This is a genomic window from Sphingopyxis sp. PAMC25046 (assembly GCF_004795895.1).
In the GTDB taxonomy this organism is placed as follows: domain Bacteria; phylum Pseudomonadota; class Alphaproteobacteria; order Sphingomonadales; family Sphingomonadaceae; genus Sphingopyxis.
In genome coordinates this window covers 1,916,997-1,939,149 of the sequence record NZ_CP039250.1, presented here as the reverse complement: position 1 = coordinate 1,939,149, position 22,153 = coordinate 1,916,997, and the positions used below count along the sequence as shown (strand labels likewise).

Sequence of the window (22,153 nt, the reverse complement as noted above, 5' to 3'; positions counted from 1 at the left end):
CGATGTCGCCTGGTTGGTCAGCTCAGATCGCCGGGGCGGCCCTCGAAGCTAGAGGAGATGAAAATGGATGTAGCATTCGTCGGGCTCGGGCAAATGGGCTCGGGCATGGCCGGCAATCTCCTAACGGCCGGTCACCAGGTCACCGTCTGGAACCGGGACCGGAACAAAGCCGAGCCGTTCGCTGCTCGGGGTGCGAAGGTCGCCGCCGGCCTCGCCGCGGCCGCCCAGGCTGGCACCGTCATGACGATGCTGGCCAACGACGCGGCCGTCGAGGCGGTCGTGTTCGGGAACGGCGGACTGCTCGCGGCAGGTCCCGACCTGCTCCATATCTCGTGCAGCACGGTCAGCGTGGACCTCACCGCCAGACTGGCGGCGGCGCACGCCGAGGCGGGACAGCGTTTCGTGTCGGCGCAGGTGCTGGGCCGCCCGGACGTGGCGGCGGCCGGCAAGCTGTCGGTGATCGCAGCGGGCGCCGCGGACGATCTGGACGCAGCACAGCCCTTGTTCGACGCGATCGGGGCAGAGACGCAACGGGTCGGCGACCGCCCGGCGATGGCCGCGGCGGCAAAGATCGCGCTCAACGCCGGCATCCCGGCCATCATGCAGATGCTGACGGAACAGTTCCGCATCGTCGCCGCTCACGGGATCGCCGCGAATCGGATGGCGGCGCTGCTGCTCGAAGTGAACTACGGCAATCGCCTGATCGGCAGCTACGGGCCGATCATCGCGCAAAAGCGGTTCGAGCCGGCGGGATTCCCGATGCGGCTGGGGCGCAAGGATGTGGGCTTGGCGCTCGCGGCGGCAGGCGATGCGGAACTGCCACTGACGGAACTGATCGCCGGACGCATGGACGCGATCATTGGTGCTGGCGGTGGGGAGCGCGATTGGTCTGCGGTCGGCCAGACAGATGGAACGTCGAGGAACCTTACCTGATTCCGGACGGAGACGGAGGGCGCTTTCGTCCACCATTGACCGCCACCATCGGAGAAAACCAAATGCGCATTCTGAAACCGCTCCTGCTCCCGCTTATGCTCGCGGTGCCATTGCCGATGGCGACAGTCCAGGCCGCTCCCGCCGAGGTGCGGGCGGCCGTCGCCGATCCCGGGAGGCCCGTCGAGGCGGTCGCGCTCGACGAAAGCCGCAAGCCCGTCGAGGTGCTGAAGTTTCTCGGGCTTGAGCAGGGCGACCGCGCGCTCGACCTGTTTACCGGGACCTCGGTCCCTTTCACGCACGTCGGCTATTATGCCGAGATCATGGGCCGCGCGGTCGGTCCCAAGGGTGCGGTGGTCGCGTGGGAGCCCGCCAATCTGCTCGACGATGCAGGCAAGAAGAATTTTGCCGACCTGGTCGCGCGCGTTCCCAGCGTCCACCTGATCTCGAGCACCGCCGCCGATCTGACGCTCGACCCTGCGAGCTTCGACTTTGTGCTAATGCACCTCGTCTATCACGACACCTATTGGGAGAACGAACAGTTCCAGTTTCCGCGGATGGACCCGCACGCGTTCCTCGCCAGAATCTTCGCGGCGACCAAGCCCGGCGGGATTGTCGGCGTCGTCGATCACGTCGCGGCGCCCGGCGGCGACACACGCGCGGTCGTCAGAAAGCTCCACCGCATCGAACCGGCGAAGCTCCGCGCGGATTTCGAGCGCGCGGGGTTTAAGCTCGAAGCCGAGTCCGATCTGCTGCGCAACCCCGCCGACGATCATTCGAAGCTGTCGCTCGATCCCGCGGTCCGCGGAAAGACTGACCGCATCATTTACCGCTTCCGCAAACCCCGGTGAGGGCGCCCGCCACCTCCTCTGCCAGTCCGGCCAAATCAGAGCGAAAAACGATGACCACCGAGTATGAATTGCAAGAAGCGCATCCCGCCGACTATCCCGCGGCCATCGAAATGACGAACCGGGCGTATCGCGACATCGCTGGGCAGGCCGAGTGGAAGGTTGAGACGCTGATCCAGGGCACGCGGATCGACGAGTCCCTTTTGCGCGACGATTTGGCCGCTTCGGGTGCACGATTGCTGATCTGGCGAGATACCGCGGGAGCGCATATCGGTCATGTGCGCCTCGACGACAATGGCGATGGATCCTGGTATCTCGCCATGCTCACGGTGAAGCCGGAGATCCAGGACGGCGGTCTCGGCACGAAGTTGCTCGCGGCAGCCGAAGATTTCGCGGTTACCCATGGTGCCCGGCGAATGCGCCTAAGCGTCGTCCACCAGCGCGCAGAGCTGATCGCCTGGTACGAACGGCGCGGGTATGCGCGGACCGGAGAGACCGAGCCGTTCCCCTACGGAGACGATCGGTTCGGCCGCCCGGCCCGGAATGACCTCTTTTTTGAAATACTCGAGAAGGAGCTTTTACGGGGGTGCTGAGGAAGAGCCTTGTACCTCCAACCGAATTGGTTCTCCCAAATTTGGCCGGTCGCGGTCGGGCACCTTTCAAGCGCAGATATCAATGAACAGCAGTGACCCTGGGCCGCGAGCCCGTGCACGGCCCGAAATGGATGCTGCGGTCTTGTTGCTGTAACTGACCGGGCCCTCCGAGCGAATATAAAACCACGATAATTTGTGAGCTTTCCCGGTGCTTCGTGTCCAAAGGCTGTTTTGGATCGTCCACGGCGGAAGGCTGACACTGGCTGGATCGAGGACCTTTCATGATTTGCTGTGCGGCCGTCCGCCTGACAAATTGGCTATTCTGCGTGGCGGCAGCTGTTATCCTATTTACCAATGTCACATCGGCGGCATGGGCCGCTCCGCAGGCGTCTTCTCATTCGATTACGACCTATCACAAGGTGCAAATCGGCGGCGTCGGCATATTCTATCGCGAAGCCGGACCGAAAGATGCGCCGACAATCGTCTTGCTGCATGGTTTTCCGACGTCATCTCGCCAGTATGACGCGCTCATCCCGCTGCTGGCCACTCGATACCACATCATCGCGCCGGATTACCCGGGCTTCGGACAAAGCGACGCACCCGATCCATCCGCCTTCCCCTATACGTTCGATCATCTCGCGAAAGTGATGGATGAGCTGCTGGTACGCCTAAAGGTCGAGCGTTACAGCATGTACCTTCACGATTACGGCGCTCCGGTAGGTTTCCGGATGATGCTGGCGCATCCCGAGCGTCTGGAAACGCTCATAACGCAGAACGGCAATGCATATCGGGAAGGTCTGGGCAAGAAATGGCCCGGAATTGCCGAATTTTGGGCCGATCCGAAAGGCCATCCGGAAGTTCTTGAAACCTTCCTGTCTTTCGAAACCACGATGCAGCGCCACATAGCCGGCACATCGCATCCAGAGCGTTATAATCCCGAAAGTTGGCTTAACGAGTTTGCGCATCTCGCAAAGCCGGGCCAGCGCGAGATCCAGTCCGCCTTGCTCTACGATTATCGGACCAACGTGGCGGCCTATCCGAAGTGGCAGGCTTGGCTTCGCGAACGTCAGCCGCCAACCCTGGTTGTATGGGGAGCCAACGACCCATCCTTCATCGCCGCGGGGGGCGCCGCGTTCAAGAAGGACGTGCCTGATGCAGAAATTCACTTGCTCGACGCGGGCCACTTCGCTCTCAACGAGAAGAACGAAGAGATAGCGCGCCTGATCCTCGACTTTATGGGGAGACATTCGGAATGAGTTTCTCCGGAACAATTTCGCTTCCGGCCGCTGGCGCGACTGCGGGACTATCTGCGGCTGAAACAGCTTCCCCTTCATACCCGCCGATCCGGCATCCACTCAAAACTGCCACTTTGCTCTTGCGATTGCTGCCCGGAGTGGCCGTGTGTGGACGGCCCTCCGTTGGCAAGCGGTTTCTGGATGATGCAGTTGCTGGTTGGTGCAGCCATGTGTCCGGCCTGTGATGCGGCCTTGTCATGCGCCGCTGGCCATGATGCCTTTCGCGCGGATCGGGTCCCGACCAATTTCTCGCACTCGGAGTGCACCGGCCAAAATGGGTTTTCCTGATCCGGCGGTTTCAACCGGCTTTGTGCATCAGCTCCTGTCTGCCCTTCCCAACCTCGGCGACGCCTTCTTGCCCGGCGCCTGATCTCCTATGCGTGCGCGACCTGCGGTTCGCGGTAGTGCTCGCCGCTCGTCATCAGGGCCCAGACCATGCGCGCGGTCTTGTTCGCGAGCGCGACGGCCGCGACCTTCGTGGCGCGCCTCTTCATCAGCTCGATAAGCCAGACCCGCTTGGTCCCGTGTCGTTCTGCGTGACGGATTACCGCCATCGCCCCAACAACGAGCATCTGGCGCAGATATTGGTTGCCCGCACGCGATATGCCGCCGAGCCGCTCCTTCCCGCCGCTGGAGTTCTGTCGGGGGACCAGGCCGATCCATGCAGCAAGGTCACGGCCTGTCTTAAATACCTGGGGATCAGCGACGCTGGCGACGAAGGCGCTCGCAAGCAGCGGGCCGACGCCGGGAATCTCCATCAGCCGCCGCCCGACTTCCGTATCGCGCGCACTCGCCCGGATGCTCCGGTCGTTCTCGAGGATCTGTTCCTTCACGATGGCGAGCTGCGCCCCGAGCATCTCCAGGCAGAGCCGGGCATCGGGTGGGATGCTCTCGTCATCTTTGTCGGCGACTATCGCCAGCAGGCGGTCGAACCCAATGCGACCTACCGGCGCCACGATCCCAAACTCCGACATATGCGCCCGCGTCGCGTTCGACAGCTGAGTGCGCTGGCGGTTGAGCATCAGGCGGACCCGGTGAAGCATCATCACGCTCTGCTGCTCCGGGGTCTTTACTGCGACGAACCGCATCGTTGGCCGCGTCACCGCCTCGCAGATCGCCTCGGCATCGGAAGCATCATTCTTGCCGCGCTTCACGTACGGCTTCACATATTGCGCCGGCATCAGCCGAACATCATGCCCCAACGCGATCAGCTCACGGGCCCAATGATGCGATGTACTGCAAGCCTCGATACCGACCAGGCACCGCGGCAGCTTCGCAAAGAATGGAACAACCCGCGCCCGGCTCAGGCGCTTGCGCACCACGACTTCGCCTGCAGCATCAACGCCGTGGACCTGAAACACCGACTTCGCGATATCCAACCCGACTGTTGCAATCTTCTCCATCGTAGCTCTCCTTCCAGCTCATCCCGCGGATCATACCGCGGGAGGTTGGAGAGCCGTCCACGTCATCAATTTCAGACAGGCGGGTTTCGAGCGCGAATCTCGGAAAGCCGACGTTCACGGCAAAATGGTTGGAGTATTGCGCGACATACTTCCCACCCCCGACGGAACCGCATAGGCTGAGCCGAAGGATGGCCTTCAAAGGCGTGCCGTTCGTTCCCTCGCTTGTGCGGGGATGGGACGGCGGCACGCCCGGCATAAATCACGGGATCGATCGCCTCGGCAACCGACTACGCGGTTCTGCTTTCCGGCTAGCTGTAAAACCGCATCGGTTCGTGACCCGGAAACGTAAGCACAGAACGATCGGTTTCGCACCAAAGATGCCCGGTCGCGCCGCACGTCAGACTTGCGAAATCGTCTTCGGATATGATCAGGATGGGAATAATCGTGCCGTAGAGGTCGTCGGCAACCAAGGCGCCGATCGTTAGGATCGGGTCGGCGCGCGTGGTGATCACGCCGGCCGGCGCGCGCTTCGCGCGGGCAAGTTCGACCAGCGCACTCGATGACGAGGAAGATCCCCGGCTGCCCGGCATCGCCAGCAGTTGATCGGCGAGTATGGCGCCCCGCTGCGGGTGGGAGGCATCGACGATTCGGCCGGTGTGCAGATCGACTCCGCCCCAAAGGCTCAGCGGATCGGAGAGCTTCAATAGCGTCCCGCTCGCCATCCCCTCGATCGATGCGTGTCCACGGATCAGCATGGTGCCGCCACCTTCCCCGTCTCGGCCGACCGGACGCAACGCTCGAGCGTCATCAGCGCGACGCGGCGCCCAAGATTGCCGGGACCGTAATGCGCATATTTGCCGGATGTCGTCAGGATCAGCCCCGATGTCTCACGGACGACCGGCGCCAGATAGGTGCAGGTGTCGACGACGATATTGATGCCAAAGGCGCGCAAGGCGTCGAACGCCGGGTCGCCTGCGATCAGGGCCGCGATCTCGCGCGACGTCGACACAAAGATTTCGGTTGCCGCCGACCGGCGGCGCCCGTCGACCGCCCGATTGAGCAAGGCGAATTCTTGGATCGAATAGTGCGGCGTACCGAGGCAGACGGCCGCGACCGCCTCGCCCTGGGCCGCGCGGCAGAGCGAGGCGATCGCGGCTTCGACCTCCACCGGCGACACGGTTTCGACCGGAACCCCTCGCGTCGGCATGTCCGCGGCCTCGGGCGTCACCCCCTCGGCATGGAACAGCGCGAGCGCGCCCGACGACGCCCCCGTCGCGCCGAGCGCCTTCAACTCGTCCTCGCTCGCATCGATCGGCAAGCCGCGCAAATAGGGAACGATCCCCGGCGCGCGCCGGCCGAAGACATAGCCGACCGCGGCAAAATAGAGATCGCGCGGCAACCCCGTGGCCTCGATCGACGGAAGCTCGAAAACGACCGCGGGCCGCCGCGCCGCGTCGCGGTGCAGGCCCGCCAGCGGGACGCGCCCCGTCAGCGCGGCGCAGAGGTCGGTGAAATCGCCATAGCGGTCGGTGCGCGCGCCGAGTACCGAATTGATGAAGACGATCGCATTGGATTCGGCCCAGGCGACATGTTCGCCGCGCCGCGGACGCGCCATGCGCTGATAGGGCGCGCAGGTCAGCGTCGGCAGACAACCGAGTTGTTCGTGCAGGTGCGTCAGCGTCTCCTGCTCCGCGACGATCTCCGGCGGGCCGCAATGCCAACCAGGGTGCGTGACATCGACCGCCGCGACATTGAGCGTGGTCGGCACGCGCACCTGGCCGCCCAGATCCACGAAGCGCCGGGCGAAATCGATGCTCGATGGCCCATGATAGAGGCATCCGTCGATATGCGCGGACTCGATCGGGATAAAATGCTCGGCGCCGCAGGCGGTGCCGTAACGGACGAGAAGCGCCATGGCGCGCGCGGCTGCCGCGCCATGCTCGCCCGCCAGCAGGGCATGGTCGATCGGTTCGAGCTTCACGGCGCGACATCCCGCACGACGAGTTCGGCCGCCACCAGGTCCTCGATCGCGGTACCGACCGATTTGAACAGAGTGATCGACTTTTCATCGCCCGCGCGGCCCGGATGTACGCCGGAACAGAGCGCCGCAAGATCGGCTTCGATTGCACCCGCGCCGACTGCACCCGCGGCGATCGCCTGCAGCAGGTCTCCCGCCTCTTCCATCGCGCCTTTGCGGGTATCGACGAAAACGCGCGCACGAGCGAACGCCTCGGCATCGGCCTCACACATGTCGGGCCGGAAGGCGCCGATCAGGTCGATGTGCATACCGGGCCGCAGCTTCGCTCCCGCGATCAGCGGTTCGGCCGCGAGCGTCGCAGCCGACACGATATCCGCTACCGCCAATCCCGCCTCGACCGTCGCAACCGCTTCCGCAGGATATCCCTGCGCGCGCGCCGCGCGCGCCGCCGCCTCTGCCTTGGCCGCATCGCGGCCCCAGACCAGAACCCGTTTCAACGCGAAAGCGGAGGCATAGGCTTCGATGATCGGCGCGTTGAGCGCGCCGGTCCCGAGGACGAACAAGATGGCCGACGCCGGCCGCGCAAGCCGCGATGCGGCAAGAACCGAAGCCGCCGCGGTGCGGCGCCGCGTGAGCGCAGCACCATCGATCGCAGCGACCGGCCGGCCCGACGCGCGGTCGCACAGGATATATGTCGACTGGATCGAAGGACGCGCGCGCGGATCGACCATGACGATCTTCGTGCCGATCCGTTCGCTTCCTTTCCACGCCGGCATGACGAGCAGCGACGCCCCGCCCATATCGGCGGCGAGCCGCGGTGGTGCGTGATATTCGTCCGAAGCGAAAGCGTGCTGCAACGCAGCGATCAGCGCGGGCATCGGCGTTGCCCGCGCGACCGCTCCTGCATCGTACCAAGGGATTGTTGCGGCCGTCCCGGTCATGCGCCCGGTGTTCTGAGCTTCAACATCTCGCGCGTCTCGGCGGGCGTCGCGACCTCATAGCCGCCGACGGCGTTCACGAGCGTATAGGCGCGTTCGACGAGTTGGCCGTTGGTCGCCCAGACGCCGCGCGACATATAGAGATTATCCTCCAGCCCGACGCGGATGTTGCCCCCGAGCAGCAGCGTGTGCGCGAGCATCGGCATCTGTTCGCGCCCGATACCGAAAGCGCCCCAGATCGTACCGGGCGCCATCAGGCCCTTCTGATACAGGATCGTCTCGACGCCGTGCGGCGCCGCCCATTGCACGCCGAGCACCATCTGCATCATCGGCGGCCCATCGATCAGCCCTTCCTCGACCAGCTTGTTGCCGAACAATATGTCGCCGGGGCCGAACACTTCGAGTTCGGGCTTCACCCCTGCCGCCTGAAACCGTTTAGCCATCGCGCGCAGCGTGTGCGTCGGGCTGAAATAGATATATTCGGTCGGGCCCTCGACCTGATTGTTCGTAACGATGTCGAGCGTTGCGATCTCGGGCAGCAGTTCCTCGACATGCGCGACGCGCTCGTCGACGCCGACGACGTCGCTGCCCGGCAGCATATGCCCTTCGCGCTCGGGATCGGGCAGGAAATAGGCGCCCATGCCGCACGTCAGGTTGAGCACAATGTCGGTGCCGGTCTGGCGGACGCGGTCGACGACTTCGCGGAAATGAGCGCGGTCGCGATTACCCTCACCCGTCTCGGGATCGCGGACGTGGATGTGGACGATGCTCGCCCCCGCCGACGCCGCCTCGATGCACGCGTCGGCAATCTGCTTCGGGGTGACCGGCATCGACGGATGCTTCTTGTTATAGGGGGCGCCGCCGGTGACCGCGCAGGTCAGGATCGTTTTCTGGTTCATCGTCATTCTTCCCATTCCATGTTGCCACTGACGGCGATGATCTCGCCGGTGATCTTCTTGCCGGCGTCCGAGGTGATGAATTCGACCATGTCCGCGAACTCGGAGAGTTCGACCTTGCAGCGCAGCGACACATATTTGAGATAGTCGTTCTCGATATCCTCGAAGCTGCGGCCCGTCGCGTCGACGTTGCGCTGGACGATGAAGCGGAAGCGGTCGTTGTTGATGATGCCGGGCAGGATTGCGTTGACACGGATTCCCGACGGACCCAGCTCGCGCGCGCTGTTCTTCGTCAGCCCTTCGACCCCCGCCTTCGACGCGATATAGGGCGCGCGGAACGGAATGCCGGTTCGCGTCGAACAGGTCGAAAAATTGACGATCGACCCGCCGCCGTTCGCCTTCAGCATCGGGACGGCGCGCTTCATCGTATAGAACATACCCGACAGGTTGACCGCGATCGTCTTATCCCATTCATCCTCGTCGATATCCTCGATCGGCGCACGCGGGCCCGCCATGCCGACGACGTTGACCAGGATGGACAGGTCGCCGACCTGCGCGCGGACATCGTCGAACAGCGCGTCGACCTCGGCGCGCACGCCGACGTCGGTGACGCTGCCGCTCATTCCCGGATTGGCCGCCAGCGTCGCCGCGACGGCATCGCCGCGCACGTCGCAGATATGCACCTTCGCGCCCTTTTGCAGGAAACGCTCGGCGATCGCTCGGCCGACGCTGTCGCCCGCACCGGTTACCAGCACTCGTTGCATTAAAGTCTCCCTCTGGTTCAGTTTGTTTCGGCCGGCAGCATCAGCCGCTCGGCTATCGCGCGTTCGCGATCGGACAGCGGCGTCGCTTTGCGCGCGCAGAGGTCGAAGCGGGCGGTGACGCCCTCCATGATCGTGCAGGCCGTCGCATCGGGGCGCCGCGACAGGATGGTCCGGTGCCGGATCGACGAACGCCCGACCGACAGGATGCCGCTCGAAAGGACGAGCAGGTCGCCCGCGGTCATTTCGTCGAGATAGCGAATTTCGTGCGAGACATCGGCCCAGCCTGCGCGGCGGCCATCGACCTCGGCCGCGACGGGGCCGAAAAAGCCGAGCAGATGATAGACGGCATTGTCGAGAAGCGGCATCTGATGCTGCACCGACATGTGCCCCATCGCGTCGCAATGCCACGGAAAGACGACTCCGCGAAAGGTTTCGACGGGAGCGCTTCCCACTGATTCTACGGTGATTTCTTGTTCCATGTCGCACCTTTCCGTTGCCGATGGCATCGGACTAATCGCCCGCGCTTGACTTGTCTACACAGATTATACACAATGTGTTCATTGGGTATTCGCACTCTCGTCACAATCCATAAAACGTGCAAAAGGGGACATTATGCGTAGCAAGCTGAAGACTGGATCGGGCCTTGGCGTTCTCGCCGCGCTGCTGTGGACGGCGCCCGCCACCGCGCAGACGGCGGACGAAGACGCGGGCGCCGGGAGCGCGAACGAAATCGTCGTCACCGCGCAAAAGCGTGAGGAACGGCTCCAGGACGTGCCGATCTCGATCACCTCGCTCGGCGGAAAGGAACTCGACGCGCAGGCCAGCGGCGGCGTCTCCGAAGCTTTGCGTTCGGTCGCCGGCATCTCGATCACCAACTCGCCGCAGGGCGGCGGGACGCAGCTCACGATCCGCGGCGTCGCCGCGAACGGCGCGACGCTCGCGGGATCGAGCACGTCGGCCTTCTATATCGATTCGGTCCCCTTCGGCCTTGTCAAGTCGGCGATCCTGCCCGACACCAACGCCTATGACATGTCGCGGATCGAAGTGCTGCGCGGGCCGCAGGGTACGCTCTACGGCGCCAACGCGCTGAACGGCGTCGTGCGCGTCCTCACCAACGATGCAAATCTCGACCGCTTCGAATTCAAGGCACGCGCCGGCGTCGCCGCGACCGAGGGCGGCGACCAGAGCTATCGCGGCGACATGGCCGTCAACATCCCGCTCGTCGAGGACAAGCTTGGCCTCCGCATCGTCGGCGGCTTCGAAAGCGCCGGCGGCTGGATCGACCAGCCCGCGCGCGGCATCAAAAACGCCAACGACACGCGCTCGCGCAACGTGCGCGTCAAGCTCAACGGCCAGCCGACCGACGAATTCAGCTTCGGCCTGTCGGCGTGGATCTCGCGCATCGATCAGGACGCACCCGCCTATGCCAATGACGACGGCAACCAGCTCACCACCGTCCCCCTGCCGCAAAAGCTCAATTATGACGCGTTCAGCGCCAAACTCGGCTACGACTTCGGCGCCTTCGAAGTGTCGAGCGCGACGAGCTATCTCAAATTCACCAACCTCAGCGAGCGCGACTATACCAATCTCGCCGCGAACCAGACGCTCCACACCGAAATCAGCTCGAAGATCTTCACCGAGGAGCTGCTGATCAATTCGACCGGTGGCGGCGACTGGCGCTGGTCGGTCGGCGGCTTCTATCGCGACGCGTCCGACCTTCTGAACCAGACCTTGTTCGTGCTTCCCGCACCGATCAACTTCCAGGACAAGTCGCGCTCGTTCGCGGCGTTCGGCGAAGTCACGCGCAGCTTCATGGAGGGCACGCTCGAAGTCACCGGCGGCCTGCGCTACTTCAAGGACCGCGTGACCCAGATCGAGGTCACCCCGACCACGGGCAATCCGGCCCAGCCGCTCGCGCGCCGCACCGACACCTTCGACGCGGTCACCCCGCGCGCGGTGATCACCTGGCTGCCGAGCCGCAAATTCACCGCCTATGCCTCCTATTCGCAGGGTTTTCGCAGCGGCTTCAACCAGAGCCCGACGATCATCCGCAGCGCGCCCGGCATTCCGCCGGTCAAGGCCGACCGCCTGTCGAACTACGAAATCGGCGCGAAGGGTAGCCTGCTCGACGGCGGACTGACCTTCGATGCCGCGCTCTATTATATCGACTGGAAGGATATTCAGCAGAATCTGAACGTCGATATCGACGGCGTCGTGTTCGCCGCGTCGGTGAACGGGCCGAAAGCGAGCGGCTTCGGCGCCGACCTCGCGCTGACCGCGCACCCGCTCGAGGGGCTCGATATCGGCGGCACGTTCAGCTGGAACGGTCTCGACCTTGCCGGCCCGATCGTGACGCAGACCGCTGCCGGACCCGTCACGCTCTACAACAAGGGCGACCGGCTCGCCTTCTCTCCCGAATATACGGCGAGCGGCTTCCTCGATTATCGCTTCCCGGTCGGGCAGGCGGGATTGAAGGGCGTGCTCTCGGGCTCGCTGACCTATCGCTCGAAGATTCCGGCGCGCCTGCTCGCCGCAGGCGCGGCGCGCTATTTCGTCAGCGACGACCCCTTGCTCGCGCGCGGCAGTATCGGGCTCGAATCGCCCGACAACTGGACCGCGTCGCTCTATGTCGAGAATATCGGCAACTGGAACGGCATCACCCAGCCCCCGACGGACATCAGCCAGGAATATCGCATGCGCCCGCGCACGGTGGGCCTGCAGTTTGAATTCCGTTATTGAGTCTCTTGCAGGGGCCGGAGCGATCCGGCCCCCGCCTTTTCAAAGGTTTGCCCGTGCCTTCCCCGGATTGCGATCTCCCCTCCTCCGCCAACGCCATCGAAGCGCAGGTCCGCGATTATTTCGAGCGCGTCTATCGCCCCGGCGCGGCGCAATTCCATGGCATCGTCCATGTCGCGGCAAATCCGACAAACGGCATGATCGCCTTTTCGGGTCCGATGATGCGCGCCAGCGGCGGCTTCCCGGTCTCCCGCATCGGCCTGCTCGCCCCCGACGGCGCGGTGACCCTGCTGGGCAGCGACGCAGCGAACGACAGCCAGCCGAAATGGTCACCCGACGGCCGCCGGCTCGCCTTCCTGTCCGACCGCGATCATGGCGCAGGCAATTTCCAGTTGATGATCGCATCGGCCGATGCCCTCGATCGCGCCACCGCGCCCGCACCGATCGCCGGCGAGGCAGTGGAAAGCTTCGTCTGGGCAGCCGACAGCGGCAGAATTCTGCTCCAGAGCGCCGACGCCGGTGCCGATGCTGCCGGGTCGGCGGCGACCGCACGCATCGGCGGCGGCGATGGCGGCGAACGCCCCTCATGGATGCCGACCGTCGAAACCGGCGGCCATGACGGCCTGTGGCGCCGCGCGCACATTCTCGACGTCGAAAGCGGGGCGCTCCAGCGTGTCGGCGCCGATGGCCAAAATGTCTGGGAAGCCGACTGGTGCGGTCCCGACGCAGTCGTCGCGATCACCTCGGCCAGCCCGACAGAAGGCGGATGGTATCAAACCGAAATCGCGATCGCCCCCGCGGCGGGCGGCGCGTTCGAACGCTTCGCCGCGCCGGAGGTTGAGATAGCAGGCGTAACCGCCGCGCCCGACGGCAAGACGATCGCGGCGATCGAGGGACGCTTCCACCGCACGGTGCAGCTCGGTTCGCTCATCCTCTACGACCGCGCGACCGGCGCGGCGCGCGAGCCCGATATAGGCGCACAGGTCTCGGCGCTCGCCTGGCGCGATGCGAACCGCCTCTTCTTCGCGGGCTTCGCCGCACCGGGGTCGGTCGCGGGGACGCTCGATATCGCGAGCGATACCACCGTGATTGAATGGCGCGCCTCGGGCACCGCGGGGCGCAAAGTGCCCTATGCGATCCCGGAAGGCGACTACGCCGTCCTCGTTCCCGGCCACGCCTTCGATCGCTATCCCTATCTCGCGCGCTCGACCGCCACGGGCGAGCAGATGCTGCTCGATCTGACCCCGCCCGATCTCGCGCCCGTTCAGGCACGTATGAAACCGGCCGAAGTCGTGCGCTGGCAGGGCCGCGACGGGCTCGACATACTCGGCTATCTCGCGATGCCCCAAGGGGTCGAACGTCCGCCGCTCGTCGCTTTCATTCACGGTGGCCCCTCGCACCTGTTTCGCGACAGCTGGACCTTCGACAACCCGCTCGCCGCGCTGCTCGTCGGTTCGGGCTATGCCGTGCTCTTCCCCAATCCGCGCGGCAGTTCGGGACGCGGGCTCGATTTCGCCTCGCGCGTCATCGGCGACATGGCGGGCGAGGATGTGCACGACATATTGGCCGGCATCGACCATGTGATCGCCAATCATCCGGTCGACGGCAGCCGGCTGTTCGTGACCGGCGGCAGCTACGGCGGTTTCATGACCACCTGGCTCGTCGGCCAGACCGGCCGCTTTCAGGCGGCGTGCGCGATCGCACCGCTAACCGATATGCGCAGCCAGTATTTCACCGCCCACCATCCGGAATTCCTGTCGCTCTATTCGGAAGGCGATCCGTACGATGTCGGCGGCACCTTCGACCAGCGGAGCCCGCTGGCGCATGCGAACAAGGTGACGACACCGACGTTGCTGATCGCGGGCGAGATGGACAAGACCACCCCGCCGGCGCAGGCGGTCCAGTTCCACCACGCGCTCGTGCTTGCCGACGTACCGACCGAACTGGTGCTGTACCCCGAAGAGGGGCACGCCGCTGCGCGCTACGAAGCGCAGATCGATCAGGGGACGCGCGTGCTGCGCTGGTTCGCACAGTGGCGAGATCGCAATTGAGCATCACCCCCACCCCCGCCGCACGGGGTGGCGGCGCGGCGCATCTCTATTCTCCGGCACGCCGCTGGACCTTCCTCGCGATCCTTTTCCTTGTCGGCGCGTCGAGCTCGATCGACCGCGTTGTCATTTCGGTGCTACTCGAGCCGATCAAACAGGAATTCGGGGTCTCCGACACCCAACTCGGTCTGCTCAGCGGCCTCTCCTTCGCGCTGCTCTATTCGGCGTTCGGCCTGCCGATCGCGCGCTTCGCCGATCGTGGTAACCGCAAGATACTGATCGCCGTCGCGATCTCGGTATGGAGCCTGATGACGGTCCTGTGCGCTGCGGCGGCGAGTTTCTGGCAGCTGCTGCTCGCGCGTATCGGTGTCGGTGTGGGCGAAGCGGGCGCGACCCCGCCCGCCCAGTCGCTGATCGTCGATTATTTCCCGACCGCGCAGCGCGCCCGCGCGATCGGCATCTTCGCGACATCGGGAACCGTCGGCTATCTGATCGGCCTTTCTGCAGGGTCGCAGCTCGTCGCCGCGCATGGCTGGCGCGCGACGCTCGTTGCGTTCGGCCTGCCCGGGTTGTTGATCGCCGCGCTCGTCTGGTGGGTGCTCGACGAGCCGCGCCAGCGCGTCGATGCCGCGGTGCCCCGCGCCAGTACGGAAGATTTCCGTACCTCGGTCGAGCGCCTCGTCGGAAAGCGGTCGTTCGTGCTCATGCTCGCGGGCTTCACCCTCTATCATTTCGCGGCCTATGGCTCGCTCGTCTTCGTGCCCTCCTACCTCGTGCGCGTGATCGAAAGCCCGATCGAACAGGCGGGCCTCTATTATGGCGCGACATCGGCGCTCGGGGTGCTCATCGGCAGCCTCGCCGGCGGCGCGATCCAGGATGCGCTGTCGCGGCGCGATCCGCGCTGGATCGTGCGTTTTCCCGCCATCGCCTTCGGCCTCGCCACGCTGCCCAATTGTGCGATGTTCCTGATCGACGACCTGCCGACCTTTCTGGTCGTCAGCACGATCGGGGGTATCCTGCTCTACGCCGCGCTGCCAGCCGCCTTCGCCGCAATCCATGCGGTGTGCGGCAGCGCCCGGCGAGCGACAGCGATCGCAGTCGTTCTCTTCTTCGGCAACCTGCTCGGCTTCGGGCTCGGGCCGGTGATCACCGGCGCGCTCAGCGACCATTTCAGTGCGATTCACGGCCCCGAAGGGCTGCGCTATGCGCTCATCATCGTCATGGCGCTGACCGTGCCGACCGCGGCCTTCTTCTACCGCGCAAGCGGCAGAGTTGCAGAGGATCTGGAGGACTGAAGCTGGCGGTCGCGGCTCAGCCGCGACCGTTCAGCAAGAAATCGGCGGTGCTCGCACCGGCGACAAAGGTCTTCATCCGCTCGCGAAACTCGTCCGAATGCTCGTAGACGAGCCGCTCGGCTTCGTTCGCATCGCCGCGGCTGATCGCATCGATCATCTGGTTATGCTGGTCGATGACGTCCGAATAGCTCAGCAGCGCCGCGCCGTTCTGGCGAAAGGCGAGCAGCGACAGGCGCATCACGCCGCGCAGCATTTTCGAGCAGTCGGCGGCTAGGAACTTGTTCCCGCACGCCTGATTGATCGCATCGTGAAAGGCCCAGTTCGCCTCGACGATCAGGCGCGGATCGCGCGTTTCGCTCGCGGCGGCGAACTCGCGGTTGCGCTGTTCGAGCAGGTCGAGATGATGCGGCTGCCGGCGGAGGGCGGCCCAGCGCGTGGTCGCCCGTTCATAAAGCTCGAGCGCCTCAAGCACCTGCGGCACCTGATCGAGGTCGAGCGGCGCGACGCGGGCGCCCCGGTTCGGCGCCAGCACCACCAGGCTGTCGGACGCCAGCCGGATCAGCGCCTCGCGGATCGGTGTGCGCGAAAAGCCGAGCTCGCGGCTGAACTGAACCTCGTCCAGCTCGGTGTTCGGCGGCAGGTCGAGGTTCAGTATCTGCTCGCGCAGCAAGGCATAGACCTTCTGTCCCGAGGACTGACGGGCGACCTCGTCGCTTATGTCGAGGACCTCCGCTGGCTCGGCGGATTTTTCGGATTTGGGTCGGGCGGCGCGCATCGCCGATCTCTACTCCGCATGGGTCATCGCAATCAACCTCGACATGAAGCGCGCGCCCGCCTCAATCTGCGCGATCTCGATATATTCGTCGGGACGATGCGCCTGGACGATCGAACCCGGGCCGCAGATCACCGTCGACATGCCCGCCGTCTGGAATTGTCCGGCTTCGGCGCCATAGGATACCGCGCCCGCCGGGGCCGCGGCCTCGCTCAGCATTGCGGCCAGCCGCTCGGCTGCGCCCTCCTCCTCGCGGCGCAGCGGCGGGACCTCGGCGATCGTCCGTACCGTAATGCCGGTCTCCTCGCCCTCGTCCTTCAGCCGCGCTCGCGCTTCCTCGATCGCTGCCCAGAAGGGCGCGAGCACGCCACCGACGTCGCGGTCAGGCACCGTGCGCAGGTCGAAGGTAAAGCGGCATTCGCGCGCCAGGATGTTCGCCGCGGTACCGCCGCGGATCGTCCCCACGGTCAGCGTCGACCAAGGCGGATCGAAGCGCGCGTCGCGGTGATAGGCGCGCTCGCTTTCGGCGATGCGTCCGAGCACGCCCAATATGTCGATCGCGACCATGTTCGCCGACACGCCCTCGTGCACCAGGCTCGAATGCGCCTCGCGCCCCGTGACGACGACTTCATAGAGGTGGATGCCCTTGTGGCTGTTGATGATCGCCATTTCGGTCGGTTCGCCCACGATCGCCGCGACCGGGCGACGCCCTTCGGCGACCAGCGCGTCGATCAGGTCGGGCGCGCCGAGGCACCCGATCTCCTCGTCATAGGAAAAGGCGAGATGGACCGGGCGCGTCATCATGCGCGGCGTCAGATAAGGTACCGCCGCGAGCGCCAGCGCGATGAAGCTCTTCATGTCGGCAGTGCCGCGCCCGTAGAGCCGCCCTTCGTCCTTTACCAGCGTAAAGGGATCGTGGCTCCACGGCTGGCCTTCGACCGGCACCACGTCGGTGTGCCCCGACAGCACCAGTCCGCGCGCGTCGGCAGGCCCGATCGTCGCGAGCAGATTGGCCTTGCTGCCGTCGGCGTTGGCGATCCGCCGCGAAGCGACGCCATGCGCCTTCAGATATGCTTCCACATAGTCGATCAGCGCGAGGTTCGACGCGCTAGACGTCGTGTCGAACGCAACCAGATGCGCAAGGATTTCGATCGCCGACGCGGCCAGCGCGTGCGCAAGATTGTCGTCGCTTCGCGGTGCGCCGGTCATCGGCCGGGACCTCCACCGATCGGCACCGCTAGCGGCACGCACAACCGTCGCGCGCATCCCGTCTGCGCGCGCCGTCCATAAACTTCTTGCATGAATACCCCTGTGCGGATGCAATATCAAATTGTTGTATACATCTTGTATTTTTCTCGTCGGCAGTCAATAGCCATTGCGACGAAACACGGTCGATATGCGCAATGATCGAAAAGTTGCCGGGCCTCCCAAGCCCGGTGTCGGCACCGACCGGGTTTGGAGGGAATTTCGATGACCGGCTTATCACGCCTCGCCCTGACGCTCGCCATAGCCATCGCAGCCGCTCATCCTTCGCCGCTCCGGGCCGACCAACGCGGCGCTATCACAGCGCCCAACTCCGAAGCCGAACCTTATGTCATGCCGCGTTCCGAAGTGCGGCCACTGCGCTCAGACGCCGGGAGCGACTATCTAATCTACATCGCTTGGCCCCAGCAGCAGCCGCCACCCGAAGGATATCCGATCCTCTACCTCCTCGACGGGAGCGAAAGCTTCGCAATCGCGGCGGAATATCAGAACCGGCTGGGTAGCTATGCTGGCATGGCTCCCGGCATTGTGGTGGGTATAGGCTATCCCGATGCCTCGCGCCGCAATTTCGACTACACACCGGCCGTGCCGGAAGGCGTCGAACTCATGCCGGGCATGGGTCCGACCGGCGGGGCTGGACCCTTTCTCGATTTTCTTGCCGACAAAGTCATTCCCGAGGTGGAGTCCGAGTTTCCCGTAAATCCCGATCGCCGGTCATTGGCGGGGTATAGCCTCGGCGGACTGCTCACCTTGCAGGCGCTGTTCAAGCGGCCCGATCTATTCCGCACCTATGTCGCGTCCAGCCCTTCGATCTGGTTTGGTGAAAAGCAGGTTTTGAAGATGTTGCCGGGATTTGCCGATCGGCTGGGCGCATTGTCGTCGCGTCGCAGTCTGCTGCTGAGCGCGGGCGAATATGAACAGTTGCCGCCTCCGGGACGAGAGCGGGATCCGTCATGGTTGCTAATCGCCGACCTCAGCCGCCGCGCCAGAATGATTGACAATGCCAGCGATCTGGCGGTCAGCCTAAGATCAGCACCCTTGGACGTGGAATTTCGCGTGGCTCCTGGCGAAACCCATGCATCGGGCAATTAGCCGGCCATTCGCGATGCGCTCCAACGGGCTTTCGGAAACAAGCCATGAACGCGGGAACCGCCAACAGATGCGCGCGCGCCCGTGCCTTTTGAGGCAATGACGATGCGAGCGAGTGAGCCGCCCCTTCGGCGCTGACCGCCTACGCTTCGCTTCTCGACTCCAGCGCAGACGGCTACCCGTTGCCTCTGGCCGGTTTCGGTCGGTCGACTTTGCGGCAAAACATTGAGTAAGCGGACATTCGAAGGCGTCGCGCGCCCTAGTCGCGGTCCGGTGCTCCCAATGGGAAATAGTGTCGGAAGCGACGCGCCTCATCGACCGCGCGTGCGAACGACGGTCGTGCCAGCAGCCGCTTTCTATAGAGTGCGAGATGTTCATATTGCTCCGGAATTCGGTGCGTCCAGTCGGCATAAAAAAGTGAGGGCGCAGCAGCGCAATCGGCAAGAGTAAATTGATCGCCCACGGCCCAGGTGCGGCCGTTCATTCTTCGGTCGAGCCACGCATAACTGGTATCCAGCATCTTGCGCGCTTCCTCGACACCGAAGGGGTCGCGGCTTTCCGGAGGGCGAAGCGCGTCGAACACGAACTTGCCTTGGGGCGTCATGACATAATTGTCGAAAAAGCGGTCGAGCATCCGCACTTCGACGGCAGTGTCCGGATCTTCAGGGATCAACTGGACCGGGCCGGGATGGCGGAGCTGGAGATATTCGATGATGATGGTGGCCTCGAACACGGTTCGGCCGCCTTCGCAAAGAATCGGGAAGCGCTTCATCGGCCACAGCGATGCGAGTTCATCCCCGACGCCGGGATCCTCCATCATTCGGTAGGTGAAGGGAATGTCATTCTCGTAAAGGGCGATAAGTGCCTTCTGGCAATAGGAAGAGAAAGGGTGCGCAAAAAGTTCGAGTGTCATGCAAAGGCCCTCGCTTCGCGGCCTTCGATGACGGCGACCAGATTATCGATATGCCAGGCGGTGCCGTGTTCGCGGCCGCTCGCCGCTTCTATGCCGCCGGAAAAATAGGAGGCTTGCTCGGTATGAAGCAGCCGCGTTTGGGCACCCTCGGCGTTGAGTTCGAGGGTCTGGAGGGAGACCGACAATTTGTCGCCATTGTGGAATAGATCGTAGACAAGCACGATCCGCTCGTTTTCGACGATGTCATGATAGACCGCCTGAAAGTCAGTGACGAGACCGCTCGGCCAGCGCGCATGAAAGCGTTCTTTTCCACCAACCCGGAAGTCGAGCTCGCGATCCAGTGTCTCGATATCAGAGGGCGCCTTGAACCACGCGCTCTTGGCTTCGAGACTTTTGTAAGCGGCAAACACGCGTTCGGGCTTGGCGTTCAGTACCCGCTCGATTGTGAAGGCAGCATTGGTAACGGTCATTCGTCATTCTCCTTGGACACACCGTCGGCCAAATAGGCCTCAAGCTGGTCATATTGCTGTTCCCAGAAGCGCTTGCGCTCGGCGATCCACCGTTCGACATCGGCCATCGCGCTCATTTCGAGCGTGCAGGTGCGGACGCGTCCCACCTTCTCGCTTTTCACGAGGCCCGCTTCTTCCAGTATCTTCAGGTGCTGAACGACCGCCGACAGGGTCATCGGCATCGGCCGGGCAAGATCGCTCACCGATGCGGGTCCGAGGCTGAGGCGATCGACCATTGCTCTGCGCCCCGCGTCGGACAACGCATGAAAAATGAGATCCAACTCTTTGGCATGATACTGAAGCATATACTAAACCAATAACGCAAGAAATTCGTTAGTCAAGCATGTACTTAAGTGTCGTAAGATTTGCTGGTGGTGCAAATGTGATGGACCCGCCCGGCCTATGAGACTTGAGCCATGCCCCGATCTATTCCGTCACGGCGAGCGCGGGGATACTATGCTGCGGGCAAGCGCGGCTCGGCTTGGCCACAAATCGTCGCAATAAGACGTTCGCCGCCGCTTCCTCGCTAGGCCAATATCCGATGACTGCAGGTTGCGGGTGCGGCACTCAATCGAAACTATAGTGGAGGCGGACGCAACCTCGATCGAGCGCCTTGGCCCCGATCAACTTTGGACTGCTGCGAAATCCCGTGGAGGGAAAAAGCGGCCTTCCCCCGCCGAGCAGCTCGGGGAACATATAGATTTCGATCTCGTCGAGCGCGCCGCGTTCCATGAAGGCCATCTGGAGCTGGCCTCCACCGAGCATCCACACTGGCCCGTCATCGAGTGCGCGCAGCTCGTCGATAAGGGAGTCGATGTCGCTCCGGGTCTCAAGCACTCCTTTCGGCTTAACGATCAGGCGCGAGGTCACGACGTAGACGCGCTGATCGCCATAAGACCAATCTGATCCGTCCTTTTCGAGGAAATCATATGTGCCGCGGCCCATTACGATTGTCCGGATTCCCTTGATGAACTCGCGGTAATCGTGCTCGCCCAAGTCGATCTGGTCATAGGCAAAGAGCCAGTCGAGACTGTCATTCTTGGTGGCAATATAGCCGTCGAGGCTGGTCGCAATATATCCTAAGATCCGGGCCATATCGCCTCCTTGCAAATAAACGAATGATCGTTTACTAAACGCCGACATGGGCAGGATCAAGACAGTTTCGGACGAAGCGGCGCTCGACGCCTTGCTGGCAGCAGTGAGCGAGACGGGTCCCGAAGGACTGAGCTTTTCCAAAGCTTCTGCTATCGTCGGCCTGTCCGCCTCCTCACTCGTTCAACGCTTTGGCAGCCGGGAGGGGATGGTCCGAGCGGTACTTCTACACGCGTGGGATAAGCTCGACGCCTTGACGCTCGTGGCTGCCAGCGAAACCCCCGAAACGCCCGCCGGCGCAGCCGACCTCCTCCTCCGGCTCATGCATGCCCCCCAAACGGAGACAGATGTCACCGAAGGCCTTCTTCTCCTGCGCGAGGATTTTCGCGATCCAGTGCTACGCGCTCGCGGCGCGGCTTGGGGACGGCACCTGGCAGCTGTTCTCGGCGGGAGATTGACGCAAGAATCAGCTAATGCCGAGGCAATGGGGTGGCAGATGCTTGCCGTCTGGCAGGGCACCATCATCTGGTGGGGATTTACGCGCGACGGTGATCCAGAAGAAGTCATCCGGGCCGCATTGACGGAATGGTGGCAATCTGTCAGCGATTCCGGAAGGCCGAGCCCGTCGCAGCGGCGGCAAGCTATTCCGATCGACCGTCCGTCAACGCGATCACGTTAGTTCCTTTCCGCTGGTTCTGGCCGGTTGGAGCCTGTCAGCTTTTGGAAATCAAATAGAGAGAGCGGACGTTCTAAGTTGCGCCAGAGCGCTCGCTCTCCAGGATATCGAGATT

The 22,153-nt window shown here is 63.9% G+C and carries 22 protein-coding genes; 9 read left to right on the top strand and 13 right to left on the bottom strand.

What is annotated here, in order from left to right:
• The first annotated feature begins 63 nt into the window (after positions 1-63).
• The 4 genes from E5675_RS09090 to E5675_RS09075 all read left to right on the top strand — a co-directional run bounded on the left by E5675_RS09090 (position 64) and on the right by E5675_RS09075 (position 3,627).
• A complete protein-coding gene (locus tag E5675_RS09090; protein ID WP_136174240.1) occupies positions 64-933 on the top strand; it encodes an NAD(P)-binding domain-containing protein in 870 nt (289 codons plus the stop codon).
• 62 nt (positions 934-995) lie between these two features.
• Complete coding sequence (locus E5675_RS09085; RefSeq protein WP_136174239.1) at positions 996-1,781, top strand: methyltransferase domain-containing protein; 786 nt, start codon at positions 996-998, stop codon at positions 1,779-1,781.
• Between the two features lie 50 nt (positions 1,782-1,831).
• Positions 1,832-2,371 carry a GNAT family N-acetyltransferase gene (locus tag E5675_RS09080; protein ID WP_136174238.1) on the top strand — a complete coding sequence of 180 codons (540 nt, stop codon included), beginning with the start codon at positions 1,832-1,834 and terminating at the stop codon, positions 2,369-2,371.
• A 326-nt stretch (positions 2,372-2,697) separates the two neighbouring features.
• The gene (locus tag E5675_RS09075; RefSeq protein ID WP_247594847.1) at positions 2,698-3,627 is read left to right on the top strand and encodes an alpha/beta hydrolase; all 930 of its coding nucleotides are present in this window, start codon (positions 2,698-2,700) and stop codon (positions 3,625-3,627) included.
• Positions 3,628-4,040: 413 nt separating this feature from the next.
• Here the strand turns inward: E5675_RS09075 and E5675_RS09070 are convergent, their stop codons facing one another.
• The 7 genes from E5675_RS09070 to E5675_RS09040 form a co-directional block, all read right to left on the bottom strand.
• A complete protein-coding gene (locus tag E5675_RS09070) occupies positions 4,041-5,069 on the bottom strand; it encodes an IS110 family transposase (protein ID WP_136174236.1) in 1,029 nt (342 codons plus the stop codon).
• A gap of 308 nt (positions 5,070-5,377) precedes the next feature.
• Positions 5,378-5,791 carry a DUF126 domain-containing protein gene (locus E5675_RS09065; protein ID WP_168707830.1) on the bottom strand — a complete coding sequence of 138 codons (414 nt, stop codon included), beginning with the start codon at positions 5,789-5,791 and terminating at the stop codon, positions 5,378-5,380.
• A 26-nt stretch (positions 5,792-5,817) separates the two neighbouring features.
• Entirely contained in the window at positions 5,818-7,050 is a 1,233-nt protein-coding gene (locus E5675_RS09060; protein WP_136174234.1) for an aconitase X catalytic domain-containing protein, read from the bottom strand.
• Positions 7,047-7,925 carry a hypothetical protein gene (locus E5675_RS09055; protein WP_210727631.1) on the bottom strand — a complete coding sequence of 293 codons (879 nt, stop codon included), beginning with the start codon at positions 7,923-7,925 and terminating at the stop codon, positions 7,047-7,049. The genes E5675_RS09060 and E5675_RS09055 overlap by 4 nt, the downstream gene beginning before the upstream one ends.
• A 59-nt stretch (positions 7,926-7,984) precedes the next feature.
• Positions 7,985-8,884, bottom strand: a complete 900-nt coding sequence (locus tag E5675_RS09050) for a 3-keto-5-aminohexanoate cleavage protein (RefSeq protein ID WP_136174232.1) — start codon at positions 8,882-8,884, stop codon at positions 7,985-7,987.
• Between the two features lie 2 nt (positions 8,885-8,886).
• A complete protein-coding gene (locus tag E5675_RS09045; protein ID WP_136174231.1) occupies positions 8,887-9,645 on the bottom strand; it encodes an SDR family oxidoreductase in 759 nt (252 codons plus the stop codon).
• Positions 9,646-9,662: 17 nt separating this feature from the next.
• Complete coding sequence (locus tag E5675_RS09040; RefSeq protein ID WP_136174230.1) at positions 9,663-10,124, bottom strand: acyl-CoA thioesterase; 462 nt, start codon at positions 10,122-10,124, stop codon at positions 9,663-9,665.
• Positions 10,125-10,257: 133 nt separating this feature from the next.
• Between E5675_RS09040 and E5675_RS09035 the strand changes: the two genes are divergently transcribed.
• The 3 genes from E5675_RS09035 to E5675_RS09025 are packed head-to-tail and all read left to right on the top strand — an operon-like array spanning position 10,258 to position 15,724.
• Positions 10,258-12,384 (top strand): TonB-dependent receptor, encoded by a 2,127-nt coding sequence (locus E5675_RS09035; protein ID WP_136174229.1) that lies wholly within the window; start codon positions 10,258-10,260, stop codon positions 12,382-12,384.
• Between the two features lie 53 nt (positions 12,385-12,437).
• A complete protein-coding gene (locus E5675_RS09030) occupies positions 12,438-14,432 on the top strand; it encodes a S9 family peptidase (protein ID WP_136174228.1) in 1,995 nt (664 codons plus the stop codon).
• On the top strand, positions 14,429-15,724 hold the full coding sequence (locus E5675_RS09025; protein ID WP_168707829.1) for an MFS transporter: 1,296 nt from the start codon (positions 14,429-14,431) through the stop codon (positions 15,722-15,724). Before E5675_RS09030 ends, E5675_RS09025 begins: the two co-directional genes overlap by 4 nt.
• A gap of 16 nt (positions 15,725-15,740) precedes the next feature.
• Here the strand turns inward: E5675_RS09025 and E5675_RS09020 are convergent, their stop codons facing one another.
• Together E5675_RS09020 and argE are read right to left on the bottom strand one after the other, a co-directional pair.
• The gene (locus E5675_RS09020) at positions 15,741-16,499 is read right to left on the bottom strand and encodes a GntR family transcriptional regulator (protein WP_136174226.1); all 759 of its coding nucleotides are present in this window, start codon (positions 16,497-16,499) and stop codon (positions 15,741-15,743) included.
• A gap of 9 nt (positions 16,500-16,508) precedes the next feature.
• Entirely contained in the window at positions 16,509-17,705 is a 1,197-nt protein-coding gene (gene argE, locus E5675_RS09015; RefSeq protein WP_136174225.1) for an acetylornithine deacetylase, read from the bottom strand.
• Positions 17,706-17,966: 261 nt separating this feature from the next.
• On the opposite strand from argE, the gene E5675_RS09010 reads away from it, so the two are divergent.
• Positions 17,967-18,851 carry an alpha/beta hydrolase-fold protein gene (locus E5675_RS09010; protein ID WP_136174224.1) on the top strand — a complete coding sequence of 295 codons (885 nt, stop codon included), beginning with the start codon at positions 17,967-17,969 and terminating at the stop codon, positions 18,849-18,851.
• A gap of 256 nt (positions 18,852-19,107) precedes the next feature.
• Here E5675_RS09010 and E5675_RS09005 read toward each other — a convergent pair whose 3' ends face one another.
• The 4 genes from E5675_RS09005 to E5675_RS08990 form a co-directional block, all read right to left on the bottom strand.
• Positions 19,108-19,761 (bottom strand): glutathione S-transferase family protein, encoded by a 654-nt coding sequence (locus E5675_RS09005; protein WP_136174223.1) that lies wholly within the window; start codon positions 19,759-19,761, stop codon positions 19,108-19,110.
• On the bottom strand, positions 19,758-20,231 hold the full coding sequence (locus tag E5675_RS09000; protein WP_136174222.1) for an SRPBCC domain-containing protein: 474 nt from the start codon (positions 20,229-20,231) through the stop codon (positions 19,758-19,760). Before E5675_RS09000 ends, E5675_RS09005 begins: the two co-directional genes overlap by 4 nt.
• Positions 20,228-20,506, bottom strand: a complete 279-nt coding sequence (locus E5675_RS08995) for a metalloregulator ArsR/SmtB family transcription factor (protein ID WP_247594846.1) — start codon at positions 20,504-20,506, stop codon at positions 20,228-20,230. The genes E5675_RS09000 and E5675_RS08995 overlap by 4 nt, the downstream gene beginning before the upstream one ends.
• Positions 20,507-20,837: 331 nt before the next feature.
• A complete protein-coding gene (locus E5675_RS08990) occupies positions 20,838-21,425 on the bottom strand; it encodes a dihydrofolate reductase family protein (RefSeq protein WP_247594845.1) in 588 nt (195 codons plus the stop codon).
• On the opposite strand from E5675_RS08990, the gene E5675_RS08985 reads away from it, so the two are divergent.
• Complete coding sequence (locus E5675_RS08985) at positions 21,412-22,041, top strand: TetR/AcrR family transcriptional regulator (RefSeq protein ID WP_210727630.1); 630 nt, start codon at positions 21,412-21,414, stop codon at positions 22,039-22,041. The two genes, E5675_RS08990 and E5675_RS08985, sit on opposite strands and share 14 nt — an antisense overlap.
• Positions 22,042-22,153 lie beyond the last annotated feature (112 nt).